The organism is Aquimonas voraii, assembly GCF_900101825.1.
Lineage (GTDB): Bacteria > Pseudomonadota > Gammaproteobacteria > Xanthomonadales > Xanthomonadaceae > Aquimonas > Aquimonas voraii.
The window spans coordinates 162,552-178,070 of the sequence record NZ_FNAG01000001.1 but is presented as its reverse complement, the minus strand read 5'-3'; the positions used below and the strand labels follow the sequence as shown (position 1 = coordinate 178,070).

The window sequence follows — 15,519 nt, the reverse complement described above, 5'->3', positions numbered from 1 at the left end:
TCTGCCGTACGCAAGACTTTGCCTCTGCCGGCGTGGCGATCACGCGCTTCAACGTGCACACTTGCGTGTCTGCACTGCCTTGTGTAGCTGCATACGCACGCGTATTCGTCGACACCGGCGAGCGCCACCCACTCCGCTGTGTCAACGGCAGTCCGCCGATTCGGCCAGCTTCATCGCAACGCAGGAGGAACTATGGGATTCATGCAGGGCAAGCGCGCGCTGATCGTCGGCATTGCCAGCCAGCGCTCGATCGCCTGGGGCATCGCCGAGGCCATGCACAAGCAGGGCGCGGAACTGGCTTTCACCTACCAGAACGAGAAGCTTCGCTCGCGCGTCGAAGAAGCGGCAGCCGAGTTCGGCGGCGGTCCGGTGCTGCCCTGCGATGTCGCCTCGGACGCCGAGATCGATGCGGTGATGGCCGATCTCGGCCAGCGCTGGGGCCATCTCGACGTGCTGGTGCACTCGGTCGGCTTCGCACCGCGCGAAGCCCTTGACGGTCAGTTCCTCGACAACCTGACCCGCGAGAACTTCCGCATCGCCCACGACATTTCGAGCTACAGCCTGGCCGCCCTTGCCAAGGCCGCGCGCCCACTGATGCAGGGGCGCAACGGCAGCATCCTGACCCTGAGCTATTTGGGCGCCGAACGCGCCCTGGCGAACTACAACGTGATGGGCCTGGCCAAGGCCAGCTTGGAAGCCTGCGTTCGCTATCTCGCGCTGAACCTCGGCCCCGAAGGCACCCGCGTCAACGCAGTGTCGGCCGGGCCAATCAAGACGCTGGCGGCCTCCGGCGTGGGCAGCCTGCGCAAGATGCTGAGCCATGTGGCCGAGCATGCGCCGCTGCGCCGCAATGTCACCATCGAGGATGTCGGCAATGTCGCCGCCTTCCTGTGCTCCGACCTGGCCGCGGGCGTCACTGGCGAGGTGACCTATGTCGACTGTGGCTACAACGTGCTGGGCATGACCGGCATCGACGTCTGAGCGCAGTCCGCCGCTGGCGCTCCTCGTCATCCGCTGAGGCCTGTTGCTCGACGGCCCAGCGGATGACATTCGGTTCACTCCCGACACGGACTCAATGACAAAGGCCCGCTTGCGCGGGCCTTTGTCGTGAAGTCAGCTGTCGCGGGATCTCAGAGGCGATCTTCAGCCAGCACGATCGGAGTGCGCTGACGCAGCGCAGCCGCCAGCGCACGCGCTTCGGCGTCGCCCAAGGCCTGGCTCACCTGCTCGCGCAGCGCATCGCGTTCCGCCTGTGGAACTGCCGCCGGGTCGCCCGGCTGCACGCTGGTCAGCTGGACCAGGGCGTGGCTCGCACCACCGATGTCGAACTGCCCCCAGGTGGGGCTTTCCGCGGCCGGCGCAGACATGCGGAAAACCTGCTGCAGCAGCGTGGGATTCACGGTGAAGGCGTTACGGCCCAGCGCATCAGCGGACTTGAGTTCGAGGCCGCGCGTTTCGGCAATCGCCTCGAGCGTCGTCTCGCCCGCCTTCAGCTGGGCGACCATGGCATCCGCCTCGGCACGTGCCTGTTCGGCCAGGCGCGCCTCGCTGACTTCGGCGAGGACGCGCACGCGAACGTCGTCGAAGGGCAGGACTTCGGAGGGCGCATGCTCAGTCACGCGCAACGCCACGCGCTGACCGGAGGGCAGCTCGATCATGTCGCTGACCAGCCGGTCCTCGAGCACGGTTGCGGAAAATGCGGCCTCGCGGACCTTCGCTTCGTTGCTGATCGCATCCACGCCGGCATTGCGGGTAAACGGGCCAGTGGTCTTCAGCTCCAGGCCCAGCTCAGTGGCGGTGGCGTCCAGCGCGGTGGGATCTTTCAGCAGCAGGTCGACCAAGCGCCCGGCCAGGTCGTTGAGCTGGCGCTCGCGCTCGGCCGCCATGTATTCGTTCCGAAGCTCTTCGCGCACATCCTCGAAAGGCTTGGCGACTTCAGCACGCACCTCGCGCAGCTGGATGACATGCCAGCCTTCGGCCGACTTGACGGGCTCGCTGATGGTGCCGGCACCCAAGGCGAACAGCGCTTCCTCGAAGGCGGGGTCGGTGAAGCCGCGCTCCAACCAGCCAAGATCACCGCCGCTGTTGCGCGAACCCGGATCCTCCGAAAGCTCTGTCGCCAGCGCCGCAAAGTCGGCACCCTCCGCCCGGGCGCGCTGCAGTGCGGCCTCGGCCTTGGACAAGGCCTCGGCTTCGGTTGCAGCATCCGCATTCGCGGGCACTCGGAACAGGATGTGGGAGGCGAGACGCTGCTCTGGCTCGACGAAACGGCGACCGGCCTGGGCGTACAGCTCGCGCAGGCTTTCGTCGCTGACCTCTTCGCTCACGCTGAGCGATGCCGGGTCGAGGGCGATGTACTCGATGCTGACGGTCTCTTCGCTGCGGTAGCGGTCTGCGTTCTCGTCATAGTGGGCACGAAGCACCTGCTCATCGGGCGCTTCCGCAAGTGCGGGCGCTGGCAGTTCGACGTAGTTGAAGCTGCGCTTCTGGTCGCGCAGGGTGAGGAAGCCATCAACATAGTCGGCGGTCGCCAGCGCGCTGCGCGTGAGCCCCTCGGGCAGGAAGGAGGCCTCGATCTCGCGCGCGAGGATCTGCTCCAGGCCCGCGGCCGTGAGGCGCTCGCGCGCCAGCAGGTCGCGGTAGAGCTCAGGGCTGAACTGGCCGGCAACCTGCAGAGCAGGGATGGACTTGATCTCGTCCTGCAGACGCTCAGGCGTGACCTTCAGCCCCATCTGCGTGGCGGCGGTGCGGTACAGCGCCTCGTCAATCATCTGGTCGAGCACCTGGCGCCGCGCCTCCGGCGTGTCCACCAGCGAACGCTGGAAGGACTCGCCCATCATCTGCTGGGCGCGCTGCACATAGGACTCGAACCGGCGCGTGAAGTCATCCCGGGTGATCTCGATATCGCCCACTTTGGCGACGTAGTCCGCGATCGACTGGGAGCGATAGTTCTCGATGCCCACGAAGGCGAAGGGGATGGCGAGTGCACCGACGATGACGGCGGCGACCCAGCCGGTGGTTTTCTCACGCAGTGTCTGCAGCATGCGAATTCGACCGTGCTCGGGTGGCGGGCACGGGACATCCGTACCCGGAAAAAAACAAGGGCGCCACGCGGGCGCCCTTGAAAAGATGGCGGAGTGGACGGGACTCGAACCCGCGACCCCCGGCGTGACAGGCCGGTATTCTAACCGACTGAACTACCACTCCGCGCTAAGCCCAGCATTATGCTGGTCAACTTTACTGCTGTCTACTACTTTTTTCGACAGCGTCCGGATGCTTCAGCTGTGGTGGGTGCTGAGGGTTTCGAACCCCCGACCCTCTCCTTGTAAGGGAGACGCTCTACCACTGAGCTAAGCACCCGGGAAAGTCCGGCAGCATACAGCATCCATTCGCCTCTGCAAAGCCCGATCAGTGCGGTCGTCGCGCCTTTTCGCTCACCCGGCGGCGCGCCACCGGCTTGGCGACCTTGGCCGACTTGCGCGAAGCGCGCGCGAGCGCACCCGCGGGCTTGGCCGGCGCGGCCACTGGACGCTCGAGGGCGATGTCCAGCACCTCGTCGATCCAGCGCACCGGACGAATCTCCAAGCCTTCAGTGACATTGGCCGGAATGTCGGCGAGGTCCTTGGCGTTTTCCTCCGGGATCACCACGGTGCGCACGCCGCCACGCAGGGCCGCCAACAGCTTCTCCTTGAGCCCACCGATTGGCAGCACCCGACCGCGCAGGGTGATCTCGCCGGTCATGGCGACATCTGAGCGGATCGGCACGCGCGTCAGCACCGAGACCAGCGCGGTGCACATCGCGATGCCTGCGCTCGGGCCGTCCTTTGGGGTGGCGCCCTCCGGCACATGCACGTGGATGTCGAGCTTCTGGTAGAACTCAGGGTCGAGCCCCAGGCGATCGGCGCGCGAACGCACCACGCTCTGCGCGGCCTTGATCGACTCCTGCATCACATCACCCAGCTGGCCGGTGTGGATGAGGTTGCCCTTTCCCGGCACCACCGTCGCTTCGATCTGCAGCAGGTCGCCGCCGACCTCGGTCCAGGCGAGGCCGGTGACGAGGCCGATCTCGTTGTCCTTCTCGGCGCGGCCGAAGTCGAAGCGACGCACGCCGAGGTACTCGGCGAGGTTGTCGACGGTGACGCGGACGCCCTCCTTGGCCGGTCGCAGCTTCGGCAGCTTGCGGGCCTTGCCCGCCTTGGCCGGCGCCGCCTTGGGCTGGGCGGGCTGCAGCAGCAGGGCCTTCACCACCTTTCGGCAGATCTTCGAGATCTCGCGCTCGAGATTGCGCACGCCCGATTCGCGCGTGTAGTAGCGGACCACCGCGCGCAGGGCTTCGACATCCACGCTCAGCTCGGACGGCTTCAGGCCATTGGCCTTGATCTGCTTCGGCAGCAGGTAGCGCTGGGCGATGCTGAGCTTTTCGTCCTCGGTATAGCCGGGGATGCGGATGACCTCCATGCGGTCCAGCAGCGGGCCCGGAATGTTCAGCGAGTTCGCGGTCGCGACGAACATCACCTCGGACAGGTCGAAGTCGACCTCGAGGTAGTGGTCGGCAAAGGCGCTGTTCTGCTCGGGATCCAGCACCTCGAGCAGCGCGGAGCTGGGATCGCCGCGAAAGTCCATGCTCATCTTGTCGATCTCGTCAAGCACGAACAGCGGATTGCGGCTCTTCACCTTCGACAGGTTCTGGATGATGCGGCCGGGCATGGAGCCGATGTAGGTGCGACGGTGGCCGCGGATCTCGGCTTCGTCGCGCACGCCGCCGAGGCTCATGCGCACGAACTTGCGGTTGGTGGCCTTGGCGATCGACTGACCCAGCGAGGTCTTGCCCACGCCGGGTGGGCCGACGAGGCAGAGGATCGGCGCCTTCATGGTGCGCACGCGCTGCTGCACGGCGAGGTACTCGAGGATGCGCTCCTTGACCTTTTCGAGACCGTAGTGATCGGCGTCCAGCACCTGCTGGGCGCTGCGCAGGTCGCGCCGCACGCGGGTGCGGAGCTTCCAGGGCGCGCCGACCATCCAGTCGATGTAGTTGCGGACAACAGTCGCCTCGGCCGACATCGGCGACATCTGCTTCAGTTTGTTCAGCTCGGCGCGCGCCTTGGCCTCCACCTCCTTCGGCATGCCGGCGGCGGCGATCTTGCGGGTGATCTCCTCGATCTCGTTCGGCGCGTCATCCAGCTCACCCAGCTCCTTCTGGATGGCCTTCATCTGCTCGTTGAGGTAGTACTCGCGCTGGCTTTTCTCCATCTGCGACTTGACCCGCCCGCGGATGCGCTTCTCGATCTGCTGGACGTCGATCTCGCCCTCAACCAGGCCGATCAGCAGCTCCATGCGGCGGCCGATCTCCAAAGCCTCCAGCAGGTTCTGCTTCTCCGACAGGCGCACGCCGAGATGCGCGGCGATGGTATCGGCCAGCCTGCAACTGTCGTCTATGCCGCCCAGCGTGGACAGCAGTTCCGGCGGGATCTTGCGATTCGACTTCACATACTGCTCAAACTGCGACAGCAGCGACTGCTGGATCACGCCGAGCTCGCGGGCATCGCGGTCGCGGACGGAATCGACCACTTCGGCGCGCGCATACAGGGCGCCCTCGCGCTGCTCGACATGCTCGACGCGCGCGCGCGCAACACCTTCAACCAGAACCTTGACCGTGCCGTCGGGCAGCTTGAGCAGCTGCAGCACGTGCGCGAGCGTGCCCATGCCATAGAGGTCGCCGGGCGTCGGGTCGTCGATATCGGCTGCCTTCTGGGCCACCAGCAATATCTGTTTATCGCTGGCCATGGCGGCTTCGAGCGCCAGCATCGACTTCTCGCGGCCGACAAACAGCGGGATGACCATGTGTGGATAGACGACGACGTCGCGCAGCGGAAGCACGGGCAACTCGACGCGCGCGGGTGCAGGAACATCGCTCATGGAATTCTCCTTTGGACGGCCGTCGGCGACAGCGCACGCGGCCCACTGGACTGACACATGCGGGCGAAGCGGCGCCTTGCAAGGGCGGCCCCCAGTCGCCGGCAGCCGCCCCGAGGGCAGCATGCAAGAAGCCGACCGGGGCTGCCTGAACCAGGGGCGGGGTGCGGCGCTGGCGCCGAATGTTCATGGGCCAGAGACGAGAAGGCCCCCGCAGGCGCGCCGCGGGGGCCGGGATCGGGCGCAAACCGGGGCAAGCTTACTCGGAGGCCACCTTGGCAGGCGCCGGCGCCGCGTTCTCGTAAATGATGAACGGCTCGGACTGGTTGTTGATGACGCTCTCATCAACCACCACCTTGCTCACGTTCTCCATCGAGGGCAGTTCGAACATGGTGTCGAGCAGCACCTGCTCGAGGATGGTGCGCAGGCCGCGGGCGCCTGTCTTGCGGGCCAGCGCCTTGCGGGCCACGGCCGTGAGTGCGTCGGGGCGGAACTCGAGCTCCACACCTTCCAGCTCGAACAGGCGCTTGAACTGCTTGGTGATCGCGTTCTTGGGCTCGGTGAGGATGCGCACCAGGGCCGCCTCGTCGAGCTCCTCCAGCGTGGCCAGCACGGGCAGGCGGCCGACGAACTCGGGGATCAGGCCAAACTTGATCAGGTCCTCGGGCTCGACATCCGCCAGCAGGCGGCCAACGTTGGGCTTCTGGTCCTTGCTGCGCACGTTGGCGCCGAAGCCGATGCCGGAGTTGTCCAGCGAGCGCTGCTGGATGACCTTCTCCAGGCCGGCGAAGGCGCCACCGCAGACGAACAGGATGTTGCGGGTATCGACCTGCAGGAACTCCTGCTGCGGATGTTTGCGCCCGCCCTGCGGCGGCACGGAGGCCACCGTGCCTTCGATAAGCTTCAGCAGAGCCTGCTGCACGCCTTCACCTGACACATCGCGGGTGATCGACGGGTTCTCGCTCTTGCGCGAGATCTTGTCGATTTCATCGATGTAGACGATGCCGGTCTGCGCCTTCTCGACGTCGTAGTCGCACTTCTGCAGCAGCTTCTGGATGATGTTCTCGACGTCCTCGCCCACGTAACCGGCTTCGGTCAGCGTGGTGGCGTCGGCGATCGTGAACGGCACATTGAGCAGACGCGCCAGCGTCTCGGCCAGCAGGGTCTTGCCCGATCCGGTGGGGCCGATCAGCAGGATGTTCGACTTCGACAGCTCGACCTCGTCATTGCGGGTACGGCTCTCGACGCGCTTGTAGTGGTTGTAGACCGCCACCGCCAAGGTGCGCTTAGCCCGCGCCTGGCCCACGACGTATTGGTCGAGCGCCTCCATGATCTCGCGCGGCTTGGGCAGATGGCTGCGGGTGCTGGCGCTCTTCTCCTCCAGCTCTTCGCGGATGATGTCGTTGCACAGCTCCACGCATTCATCGCAGATGAACACGCTGGGGCCGGCGATCAGCTTGCGGACCTCGTGCTGGCTCTTGCCGCAGAAGGAGCAGTAGAGGATCTTGCCGCCTTCGCCCGCCCTGCCCTGTCGCTCGTCGCTCATTCGTCTTCGTCCCGATGGACCTGTGAGATGCAGCGGAGGCCTCATGGCCTCCCGGATGCGCCCATCGATGCGCCCCGAAATGCAGCATATTCAATATCTTGGGCGGAACCTCAGAGCCAGAAGGCTACCGCGGCCCGGTGTTCGCCGGAGGATAGCACAGCCCCCCGGAAAGCCCCGGCGCCGACAGCAGGGTCGGCACCGGGCGCTGGGATGCAAGTTTCCGGCCTCAGCCCGACTTGACGGTTTCTTCGGAGCGACGCTCGAGCACTGCGTCGATCAGTCCGTAGTCGCGCGCCTGTGTGGCAGACAGGAAGTTGTCGCGATCGGTGTCACGGGCGATCTGCTCGACCGGCTGGCCGGTGTGGTGGGCCAGGATCTTGTTCAGGCGATCGCGGATGGTGAGGATCTCGCGCGTGTGGATCTCGATGTCGCTGGCCTGGCCCTGGTAGCCACCCAGCGGCTGGTGGATCATCACCCGCGAATGCGGCAGCGCATAACGCTTGCCGGCCTGTCCCGCGGCCAGCAGCAGCGCACCCATGCTGGCCGCCTGACCGATGCACATCGTGCTGACGTCGGGCTTGATGTATTGCATGGTGTCGTAGATGGCCATGCCAGCCGTGACCACGCCGCCCGGGCTGTTGATGTAGAGGTGGATGTCCTTGTCCGGGTTTTCGGACTCGAGGAACAGCAGCTGTGCCACCACCACGTTGGCCATGTGGTCATCGATCGGACCGACCAGGAAGATCACCCGCTCCTTCAGCAGTCGGCTGTAGATGTCATAGGCGCGTTCGCCGCGGCTGGTCTGCTCGACCACCATCGGGACCAGATTGAGGTTGGTGATGCTCATGGGTTGCGTCCTTGTGCTTGGCGCAGTCGATGAATGGGGTGGGTGAGCGTAGCTGAAAACGAAACGGCCGCCTGCGAAGCGCGGCGGCCGTTTCAGTCGCAAGCCCCGAGGCGATCAGGCCGCCATCGGGCGCATCACGTCCTGGAAGTCCAGCTTCTGCTCGGTGAGGTCGGCGTGATCGGCGATCCAGTCGATCACCTGGTCCTCGATGACGCGGCTCTGCAGGCCCTGCATCAGCTGGGGTTCGCGGCGGTAGAGTTCAACCACCTCACTCGGATCCTCGTAGGTCGAGGCGATCAGATTCAGGGTCTCCGTGAGTCGACGCGCATCCAGACGGATCTCGTTCTGGCGAGCCAGCTCACCCAGCAGCACGGCGGCGGCGACGCGGCGCTTGGCCGTGTCCATGAACTGGGCCGGATCGGCCTTCGCGCCCAGATTGCCCTGCTGGGCGGCCTGCTGCTCGGCCTGGCGGGCCAGCGCCTGTGCCTCCGACTCGATCATGCGCGAGGGCAGTTCGAGGTCCGCATGGGCGGCAAGCATCTTCTCGACCACCTGGGTCTTCAGCCGGGCCATCAGCGCGCCCTTCAGCTCGCGCTCGAGGTTGGCACGCACTTCGCGACGGAAACTGTCGACATCGGCCTCGGCCACGCCGAAGCTGCGAATGAAGTCGGCGTCGATCTCGGGCAGCTTGGGTTCCGACACACGGACAAGCTTGACGCTCATCTTGGCCGTTTTGCCGGCCAGAGCCGCAGCCCGGTACTCCGCCGGGAACTCGACCTCGAACTCGCCCTCCTGGCCCGCGGCCAGGCCGATCAGCTTCTCTTCAAGCGCCGGCAGGATGGCGCCGGAGCCGATGATGGTGCCGGCGCGCTCGACGCCCTCGGCAGGCACGCGGCCGGCGTCGGTCGTGGCGCTGGACTCGAACATCACCATGTCACCCGCCGCTGCAGCGCGCTCGACCGGGTTCCAAGTGCGGCGCTGCATGCGCAGGGTCTCGATCATGCGGTCGACATCGGCTTCCTCGACGCTCGACACCGGCTTCTCGATCTTGAGGCCGGAAACATCAATGGTGCCGATCTCGGGCATCACCTCGAAGGTGGCGATGAAGGCGACTTCGCCGTCTTCCCCCGTCGAGGTCGCCTCGATGTTCGGAGCCACGGCCGGACGCAGCTTCTCCTGCTCGACGGCTTCCGAGAAACCGCGGCGGATCACTTCTCCGAGGGCTTCCGCGCGGACCTGCGCGCCGAAACGCTGCTCGATCACCTTCGCCGGCACCTTGCCCGGACGGAAACCCGCCAGGCGCACGGTGCGGCCGAGCTCGCGCAGACGGGTGGCAACCTGCGACTGCAGCCCTTCCGCAGGAAGGCGGACGGTGAGCTTGCGCTCGAGCTTGCCGACGTTTTCAACCGAGACTTGCATGACGACTCCTGAATTGGACAAGGGCAGCCGACGCGCCGGAATCTCTCCCGGTGGCGCTTGGCCGCCCGCTCTCAACCTTTTGGATACAGACCAGACCACGCCGCCCGAGTCGACGCCCCGTCCGCCGAGACCTCCCGGGTGGTGCGAAAGGAGAGACTCGAACTCTCACGGGGTTCCCCACTGGAACCTAAATCCAGCGCGTCTACCAGTTCCGCCACTTTCGCCTGACCGGTCCGGGGTGCCTCCGCGAGGGCGGAGAAGAAGGTGGTGGGCCGTCTAGGACTCGAACCTAGAACCTACGGATTAAGAGTCCGCTGCTCTACCAATTGAGCTAACGGCCCGACCTGGACTGTGACCGCTGCGTTCCCCGGAAGGGGTGGTCGCCGCGGTGGATGCGCATTGTGCCGCATCCGGGTGCTGGGGTGGAAGACGGGACTCGAACCCGCGACATCTGGAATCACAATCCAGTGCTCTAACCAACTGAGCTACATCCACCATTGTTCGTTGCTGCTGGCGCGCCTGGCAGGAATCGAACCTGCAACCACCGGCTTAGAAGGCCGGTGCTCTATCCGATTGAGCTACAGGCGCATGCAATCGGCAGCTGCGGTTTCCGAATCCTGCGTCGCCGCCCGAAGGCCACGCCCGCCAGCCCAGCGCTTGCGCGGTGGCTGGTCGGGGTAGAGGGATTCGAACCCCCGACCTTCTGCTCCCAAAGCAGACGCACTACCAAGCTGTGCTATACCCCGGGCTGGTGCAGCAGCAGGGCCACGCGCTTGCACGCGACACCCTGAGCCGCGGAAGAATAATGACCTCGGCCGCAGACGTCAAATCCCCCTTGCCTCCCGACTCTCTCCCCATGCGCTTCGACGGCACCCAGCGATACATCGCCACCTCTGAACTGAAGCAGGCGGTCAACGCCGCCATCACCCTGCAGCGCCCGCTGCTGATCAAGGGCGAGCCCGGCACCGGCAAGACCCTGCTGGCCGAGGAACTGGCCACCAGCCTCGATGCGCCGCTGATCAGCTGGCACGTGAAGTCCACCACCCGCGCCATCCACGGCCTCTACGAGTACGACGCGGTCAGCCGCCTGCGCGACTCGCAGTTGGGCGTGGCCGGAGTCGAGGACGTGCGCAACTACATCCGCCCCGGCAAGCTGTGGGAAGCCTTCACCCACCCGCGCCGCAGCGTGCTGCTGATCGACGAGATCGACAAGGCCGACATCGAGTTCCCCAATGATCTGCTGCAGGAGCTCGATCGCATGGAATTCTTCGTTCACGAGACCGGGGAGACCGTGCGCGCGCAGCATCGACCGATCATCCTCATCACCTCCAACAACGAGAAGGAGCTGCCCGACGCCTTTCTGCGTCGCTGCTTCTTCCACTACATCGCCTTCCCCGACCGCGAAACCTTGAAGCGCATCGTCGACGTGCATTTCCCCGGCATCTCGGGAAGCCTGGTACGTGAGGCGCTGGAGGTGTTCTTCCAGCTGCGCGAGATCCCGGGCCTCAAGAAGCGGCCCTCGACCTCGGAGCTGATCGACTGGATCAAGCTGCTGCTGGCGGACGAGGTGCCCGAGGCCGTGCTGCGAGAGCGCGATCCGCGGCGCGCGATTCCGCCGCTGGCGGGGGCTCTGGTCAAGAACGAGCAGGACGTGCAGCTGCTGGAGCGGCTGGCCTTCATGACCCGCCGCGGCCAGGGCTAGGAGCCTGTGTTCATCGGCCTGTTCGAACGCCTGCGCAGCAGCGGTGTGCCGGTCAGCCTGCGCGAGCTGCTCGATCTGCACGCCGCGCTTGAGCAGGGTCTGGCCTTCGCCGACCTTGAGGAACTGCACGGGTTGGCGCGCGCCCTGCTGGTCAAGGACGAGCGCCACTTCGACCGCTTCGATCGCGCCTTCGGCCAGTGGCTGGCGGCGCAGGAAGTGATCGGCGAAGGACTGCGCGCCGAAGTGCCACCCGAGTGGCTGCAGCGTGCCGTGCAAAGACAGCTCAGCGACGAAGAAAAAGCGCTGATCGAATCGCTGGGTGGCCTGGACAAGCTGCTGGAGGCCTTTCGCGAGCGCCTTGCCGAACAGAAAGACAAACACAGCGGCGGCAACCGCTGGATCGGCACCGGCGGCACCAGCCCCTTCGGCGCGCACGGCTATCACCCGGAAGGCATCCGCCTCGGCTCGCAGTCGGCCGGACACCGTCGCGCAGCCAAGGTCTGGGAGCAACGCAACTTCCGCGACCTCGACGACAGCGTCGAGCTCAACACCCGCAGCATCAAGCTGGCCCTGCGCCGGCTGCGTCGCTTCGCCCGCGAGGGCGCGGCCACCGAACTCGACCTCGACGGCACGCTGGCCGGCACCGCCCGCAATGCCGGCCTGCTTGACATCCGGCTGCGTCCCGAACGCCACAACGCGGTGAAGGTGCTGCTGCTGCTCGACATCGGCGGCTCGATGGACGATCACGTGCGCGTCTGCGAGGAGCTCTTCTCGGCCGCGCGCAGCGAGTTCAAGCACATCGAGCACTACTACTTCCACAACTGCGTCTATGAGTCGGTATGGCGCAGCAACGCGCGCCGACACAGCGAACGCACATCCACCCTTGATCTGATCCACCGCCTGCCGGCGGATTGGCGCCTCGTCATCGTCGGCGACGCCGCGATGGCGCCCTACGAGATCACGCATGTCCACGGCAGTGTCGAACATGACAACGCCGAAGCTGGTGCTGCCTGGCTGCAGCGCCTGTTCGCCCACTTCCGCCGCGCGGCCTGGATCAATCCCCTGCCCCGCCCAGCATGGGACTACACGGTTTCGGTCGGGCTGGTGCGCCAGCTGATCGAGCAGCGCATGTATCCGATGAGTCTGCGCGGTCTCGACGAGGCGATCCGCACGCTCTCGCGCTAGCCACAGATCCGAGGGCCCTAACCCCCGCTCCCCGCCACGCGCGCCTCGATCTCGGCCTTGGTCACCGGCCCCAGCCAGCGATGGGCGATGCGGCCCTGCGGGTCGAGCAGGTAGGTCATCGGCATGCCTCGCGGCACTTCAAACGCTGCGGGCGGCGAGTACACGTCGACGATCGCGATCGGATAGCTGACCGGACGATCGGCCAGGAAGCCGCGCATGTCGGCGGGCTCGATCTCCTCGAACGCGAGCCCCAGCACCTCGACATCCTCGCGCTCGCGATGCAGGGCGTCCAGCTCGGGCATTTCCTTGCGGCAGGGTGCACACCAGGTCGCCCAGTAGTTCACGACCACCCAGCGCCCTCGCTGCTGTGACAGGTCGAAGACGCCGTGGTCGAGAGTGGGCAGCGTCAGCTCGATCGCCTCTGCCTCGGCCGGCGCGGACTCGGCGACGCGCGCGGGCAGCGCGGATGCGGCCACTCCGGCGAGGAGCAGCAGCGCGACAGCGAGGATGCCACGGGGCTGAAGACGCGCACTCTCGACGCGGCCGAGACGGGCGGAGCACTGCAGGTTCAAGGCGATCTGCGGCAGGGGAGTCATCGCGGGGTGTCCTCGGAAGGGTCGAACGCCAAGGGAGGCGTGGAATCTACTGCCGGAGTGTCGCGCAGCCAGTGCGAGAGCGGCGTGTCGAGGGCGCCTTCGACGGCCTGCGCCAGCGCCTGCAGGCGCAAGCCGATACGTTGGCCGATCGCATCGGCCAGCAACTCCGCGGGGGGCGTCTCCAGCGGCACCCGCAGGCGCGCCCCGCGGTAGAGCTCGGCGAGGCCCAGATGATCCAGATCACGCACCAGCAACCAGCCGCCCAGCTCGGCCCGTTGCACGACGTGAAGCTCGGTGAGCCGTTCCAGCAGGAACATCAAGGCGTCGTCGGACAACGAAGGCTCGAGGCGTCGCAGCTCGTCCACCTCCAGCGCACGACCGTAATGCTGGGCCTGGGAGAAGCGCGCAAGGAGGCGCAGCAGGCCGAACAGCTCCAGTCCTTCCGGCAGTCGGCGCTCGCTCGGCAGATAGCGGAATGCGCTCAGCGACGCCGCCAGCGATGCGCCAAGCAGCACGGCAATCCACACCAGATAGACCCAGAGCAGAAAGATGGGGATGACGGCCAGAGCCCCGTAGATCTGCTCGTAGGTGGGCACTTGGCGCAGGTACAGACTGAGCCCGCTCTTGCTGGCTTCAAACAAGGCCGCGGCCAGCAGGCCGCCAGCCAGGGCGTCGCGCAGGCGCACGCTGCGATTGGGCACGATCAGGTAGGCGCAGGTGAAGCCGAACAGGGCCAGCAGGAAGGGGCTCAGCTGCAGCAGCGAGCCCGCGGCCGGCCCACCATCGGCCAGCAGCGGCAGCGAGAAAAGGTAGGACGACAGCGCCAGGCTCACGACCACCAGCAGCGGCCCAACGGTGAGAGCAGCCCAGTACATGAGGAAGCGCGCCACCGGTCCCCGGCCGCTGGGCACCCGCCAGATGCGGTTGAAGGTGTCCTCGATGCCCTTCATCAGCAGCAGGGCCACCACCAGCAGGCCGATCACGCCGGCCAGGGTCATTCGTGAGGCGCTGGCGGCCGAATCCCGCACCCAGACCTCGACCGTACGGGCGGCCGCCGGCACGAAATTGCTGAACAGGAAGTTCGTGAGCTGCTCGCTCCAGGCCTCGAAGACCGGGAAGGTGCTGATCACCCCGAACACCGCCGCGGTGAACGGCACCAGCGCGAACACCGTGGCGTAGGCCAGACCGCTGGCGGTTTCGAAGCAGCGATCCTCGACGAAGCGTCGCGCGAGAAAACCGGCGAAGGCCTGCAGCCGGCGGCGATCCAGCAGCAGCCGCAGAAGATGACGAAGTTCGGCGAGATCCATGGGCGGCAAGCCTAGCAGGCGACCGGTCCGATACCGCGCGCCCCCGAAGTCTGGCTTGCGCCGTCGGTATGCGCTTGCGACCCTGTTGTCACGACCACGCGCACAGCTTGAATCCTCGATGCTGCAGTGCGATAAATCGAGCACCCCCCGATACCTAGACACAGCGCCCCAGGCGCAAAGAGGCCAGCATGCACCACCGTATTGCACGATCCATCCGCGGCGCCCTGAGCGGCCTCGCACTGTCCGCCCTCCTCGCTGGCGGCGCCAGCGCCGGCGAGCTGTCCGGCGATGTGGGCGTGGTCTCCGACTACGTCTTCCGCGGCGTTTCCCAGACCGATGAAGACCCGGCCGTGCAGGCGGGGCTCACCTACTCGCTGGAATCCGGCTTCTACGTCGGCACTTGGGCCTCGCAGGTCGACTTCGGCAGCGAGACCGATCTCGAGGTCGACTTCTTCGCCGGCTATGGCTTCAACCTCTCCGACTCGGTCGCGGCCGATGTGCAGGTGCTGCGCTACGTGTACCCGGATGAGGGCTCGCTCAACTACAACGAGCTGCTGTTCAGCCTGACCTTCGCCGAGAAGCTCACCACCACCATCGGCTACACCAACGACGTCTACAACAGCGGTGAGACCGGCTGGTACTACGGCGCCAGCCTCGACCTGGCCCTGCCTGCCGAATTCACCCTGACGCCGGGCGTGGGCTACTCGCGTTTCGCCCGCGGCGTGCTGGAAGACGGCAGCAGCAGCTACCTGGACTGGAGCCTGGGCCTTTCGCGCGATTTCGGCCCGATCAGCGCCTCGCTGACCTACCACGACACCAACGGCGAAGGCGAGGATCTGTTCGGCTACCTCGCAGATTCGCGCGTGGTGTTGGGACTGAGCTACGGCTTCTGATCGAACTTCGATCGCGCATCCTGCGGATCGGAGCCGGCGCCCGTCCACTGCGGGCTGGAGCTGCAAGAACGGCCGGGTGCCCACGCATCCGGCCGTTTGTCTTCGGGACTT

At 66.2% G+C, this 15,519-nt stretch carries 11 protein-coding genes and 7 tRNA genes; 4 read left to right on the top strand and 14 right to left on the bottom strand.

Features of this window, described 5'->3' with window-relative positions; translation table 11 throughout:
- Nucleotides 1-192: 192 nt before the first annotated feature.
- Nucleotides 193-981 carry an enoyl-ACP reductase FabI gene (locus tag BLP83_RS00725; protein WP_091237631.1) on the top strand — a complete coding sequence of 263 codons (789 nt, stop codon included), beginning with the start codon at nt 193-195 and terminating at the stop codon, nt 979-981.
- Nucleotides 982-1,130: 149 nt separating this feature from the next.
- Here the strand turns inward: BLP83_RS00725 and BLP83_RS00720 are convergent, their stop codons facing one another.
- The 12 genes from BLP83_RS00720 to BLP83_RS00665 all read right to left on the bottom strand — a co-directional run bounded on the left by BLP83_RS00720 (nt 1,131) and on the right by BLP83_RS00665 (nt 10,471).
- Nucleotides 1,131-3,044 (bottom strand): SurA N-terminal domain-containing protein, encoded by a 1,914-nt coding sequence (locus tag BLP83_RS00720; RefSeq protein ID WP_091237629.1) that lies wholly within the window; start codon nt 3,042-3,044, stop codon nt 1,131-1,133.
- Nucleotides 3,045-3,130: 86 nt separating this feature from the next.
- Nucleotides 3,131-3,207: transfer RNA gene (locus BLP83_RS00715), tRNA-Asp, on the bottom strand.
- 78 nt (nt 3,208-3,285) lie between these two features.
- Nucleotides 3,286-3,360 (bottom strand) — tRNA-Val (locus BLP83_RS00710).
- Between the two features lie 48 nt (nt 3,361-3,408).
- A complete protein-coding gene (gene lon, locus BLP83_RS00705; RefSeq protein WP_091237628.1) occupies nt 3,409-5,916 on the bottom strand; it encodes an endopeptidase La in 2,508 nt (835 codons plus the stop codon).
- Between the two features lie 256 nt (nt 5,917-6,172).
- On the bottom strand, nt 6,173-7,459 hold the full coding sequence (clpX, locus tag BLP83_RS00700; RefSeq protein WP_091237626.1) for an ATP-dependent Clp protease ATP-binding subunit ClpX: 1,287 nt from the start codon (nt 7,457-7,459) through the stop codon (nt 6,173-6,175).
- 226 nt (nt 7,460-7,685) lie between these two features.
- Nucleotides 7,686-8,306 (bottom strand): ATP-dependent Clp endopeptidase proteolytic subunit ClpP, encoded by a 621-nt coding sequence (gene clpP, locus BLP83_RS00695; protein ID WP_091237624.1) that lies wholly within the window; start codon nt 8,304-8,306, stop codon nt 7,686-7,688.
- Nucleotides 8,307-8,420: 114 nt separating this feature from the next.
- On the bottom strand, nt 8,421-9,725 hold the full coding sequence (gene tig, locus BLP83_RS00690) for a trigger factor (RefSeq protein WP_091237622.1): 1,305 nt from the start codon (nt 9,723-9,725) through the stop codon (nt 8,421-8,423).
- Between the two features lie 139 nt (nt 9,726-9,864).
- Nucleotides 9,865-9,949: transfer RNA gene (locus BLP83_RS00685), tRNA-Leu, on the bottom strand.
- Nucleotides 9,950-9,990: 41 nt separating this feature from the next.
- A tRNA-Lys gene (locus tag BLP83_RS00680) sits at nt 9,991-10,066 on the bottom strand.
- Nucleotides 10,067-10,143: 77 nt separating this feature from the next.
- Nucleotides 10,144-10,220, bottom strand: a tRNA-His gene (locus BLP83_RS00675).
- Between the two features lie 16 nt (nt 10,221-10,236).
- Nucleotides 10,237-10,313: transfer RNA gene (locus tag BLP83_RS00670), tRNA-Arg, on the bottom strand.
- An 81-nt stretch (nt 10,314-10,394) separates the two neighbouring features.
- Nucleotides 10,395-10,471, bottom strand: a tRNA-Pro gene (locus BLP83_RS00665).
- A gap of 110 nt (nt 10,472-10,581) precedes the next feature.
- Here BLP83_RS00665 and BLP83_RS00660 point away from each other — a divergent pair.
- Complete coding sequence (locus tag BLP83_RS00660; RefSeq protein WP_091237620.1) at nt 10,582-11,427, top strand: AAA family ATPase; 846 nt, start codon at nt 10,582-10,584, stop codon at nt 11,425-11,427.
- Nucleotides 11,428-11,433: 6 nt separating this feature from the next.
- Nucleotides 11,434-12,612, top strand: a complete 1,179-nt coding sequence (locus tag BLP83_RS00655) for a vWA domain-containing protein (protein WP_091237618.1) — start codon at nt 11,434-11,436, stop codon at nt 12,610-12,612.
- A 17-nt stretch (nt 12,613-12,629) separates the two neighbouring features.
- On the opposite strand, the gene BLP83_RS00650 is transcribed toward BLP83_RS00655, so the two are convergent.
- Nucleotides 12,630-13,208, bottom strand: coding sequence for a TlpA family protein disulfide reductase (locus tag BLP83_RS00650; RefSeq protein ID WP_091237617.1), 579 nt, complete (start codon nt 13,206-13,208; stop codon nt 12,630-12,632).
- Nucleotides 13,205-14,515 (bottom strand): YihY family inner membrane protein, encoded by a 1,311-nt coding sequence (locus BLP83_RS00645; protein WP_091237615.1) that lies wholly within the window; start codon nt 14,513-14,515, stop codon nt 13,205-13,207. Before BLP83_RS00645 ends, BLP83_RS00650 begins: the two co-directional genes overlap by 4 nt.
- Nucleotides 14,516-14,703: 188 nt before the next feature.
- Here BLP83_RS00645 and BLP83_RS00640 point away from each other — a divergent pair, with 188 nt between their 5' ends.
- Entirely contained in the window at nt 14,704-15,408 is a 705-nt protein-coding gene (locus BLP83_RS00640) for a TorF family putative porin (RefSeq protein ID WP_091237614.1), read from the top strand.
- The last annotated feature ends 111 nt before the right edge of the window (nt 15,409-15,519 follow it).

Coding starts and splice junctions, on each gene's coding strand:
- BLP83_RS00645 (WP_091237615.1), bottom strand. CDS start 14,515: ATGGATCTCGCCGAACTTCGTCATCTTCTGCGGCTGCTGCTGGATCGC.
- clpX (WP_091237626.1), bottom strand. CDS start 7,459: ATGAGCGACGAGCGACAGGGCAGGGCGGGCGAAGGCGGCAAGATCCTC.
- tig (WP_091237622.1), bottom strand. CDS start 9,725: ATGCAAGTCTCGGTTGAAAACGTCGGCAAGCTCGAGCGCAAGCTCACC.
- BLP83_RS00720 (WP_091237629.1), bottom strand. CDS start 3,044: ATGCTGCAGACACTGCGTGAGAAAACCACCGGCTGGGTCGCCGCCGTC.
- BLP83_RS00640 (WP_091237614.1), top strand. CDS start 14,704: ATGCACCACCGTATTGCACGATCCATCCGCGGCGCCCTGAGCGGCCTC.
- BLP83_RS00650 (WP_091237617.1), bottom strand. CDS start 13,208: ATGACTCCCCTGCCGCAGATCGCCTTGAACCTGCAGTGCTCCGCCCGT.
- BLP83_RS00725 (WP_091237631.1), top strand. CDS start 193: ATGGGATTCATGCAGGGCAAGCGCGCGCTGATCGTCGGCATTGCCAGC.
- clpP (WP_091237624.1), bottom strand. CDS start 8,306: ATGAGCATCACCAACCTCAATCTGGTCCCGATGGTGGTCGAGCAGACC.
- BLP83_RS00660 (WP_091237620.1), top strand. CDS start 10,582: ATGCGCTTCGACGGCACCCAGCGATACATCGCCACCTCTGAACTGAAG.
- lon (WP_091237628.1), bottom strand. CDS start 5,916: ATGAGCGATGTTCCTGCACCCGCGCGCGTCGAGTTGCCCGTGCTTCCG.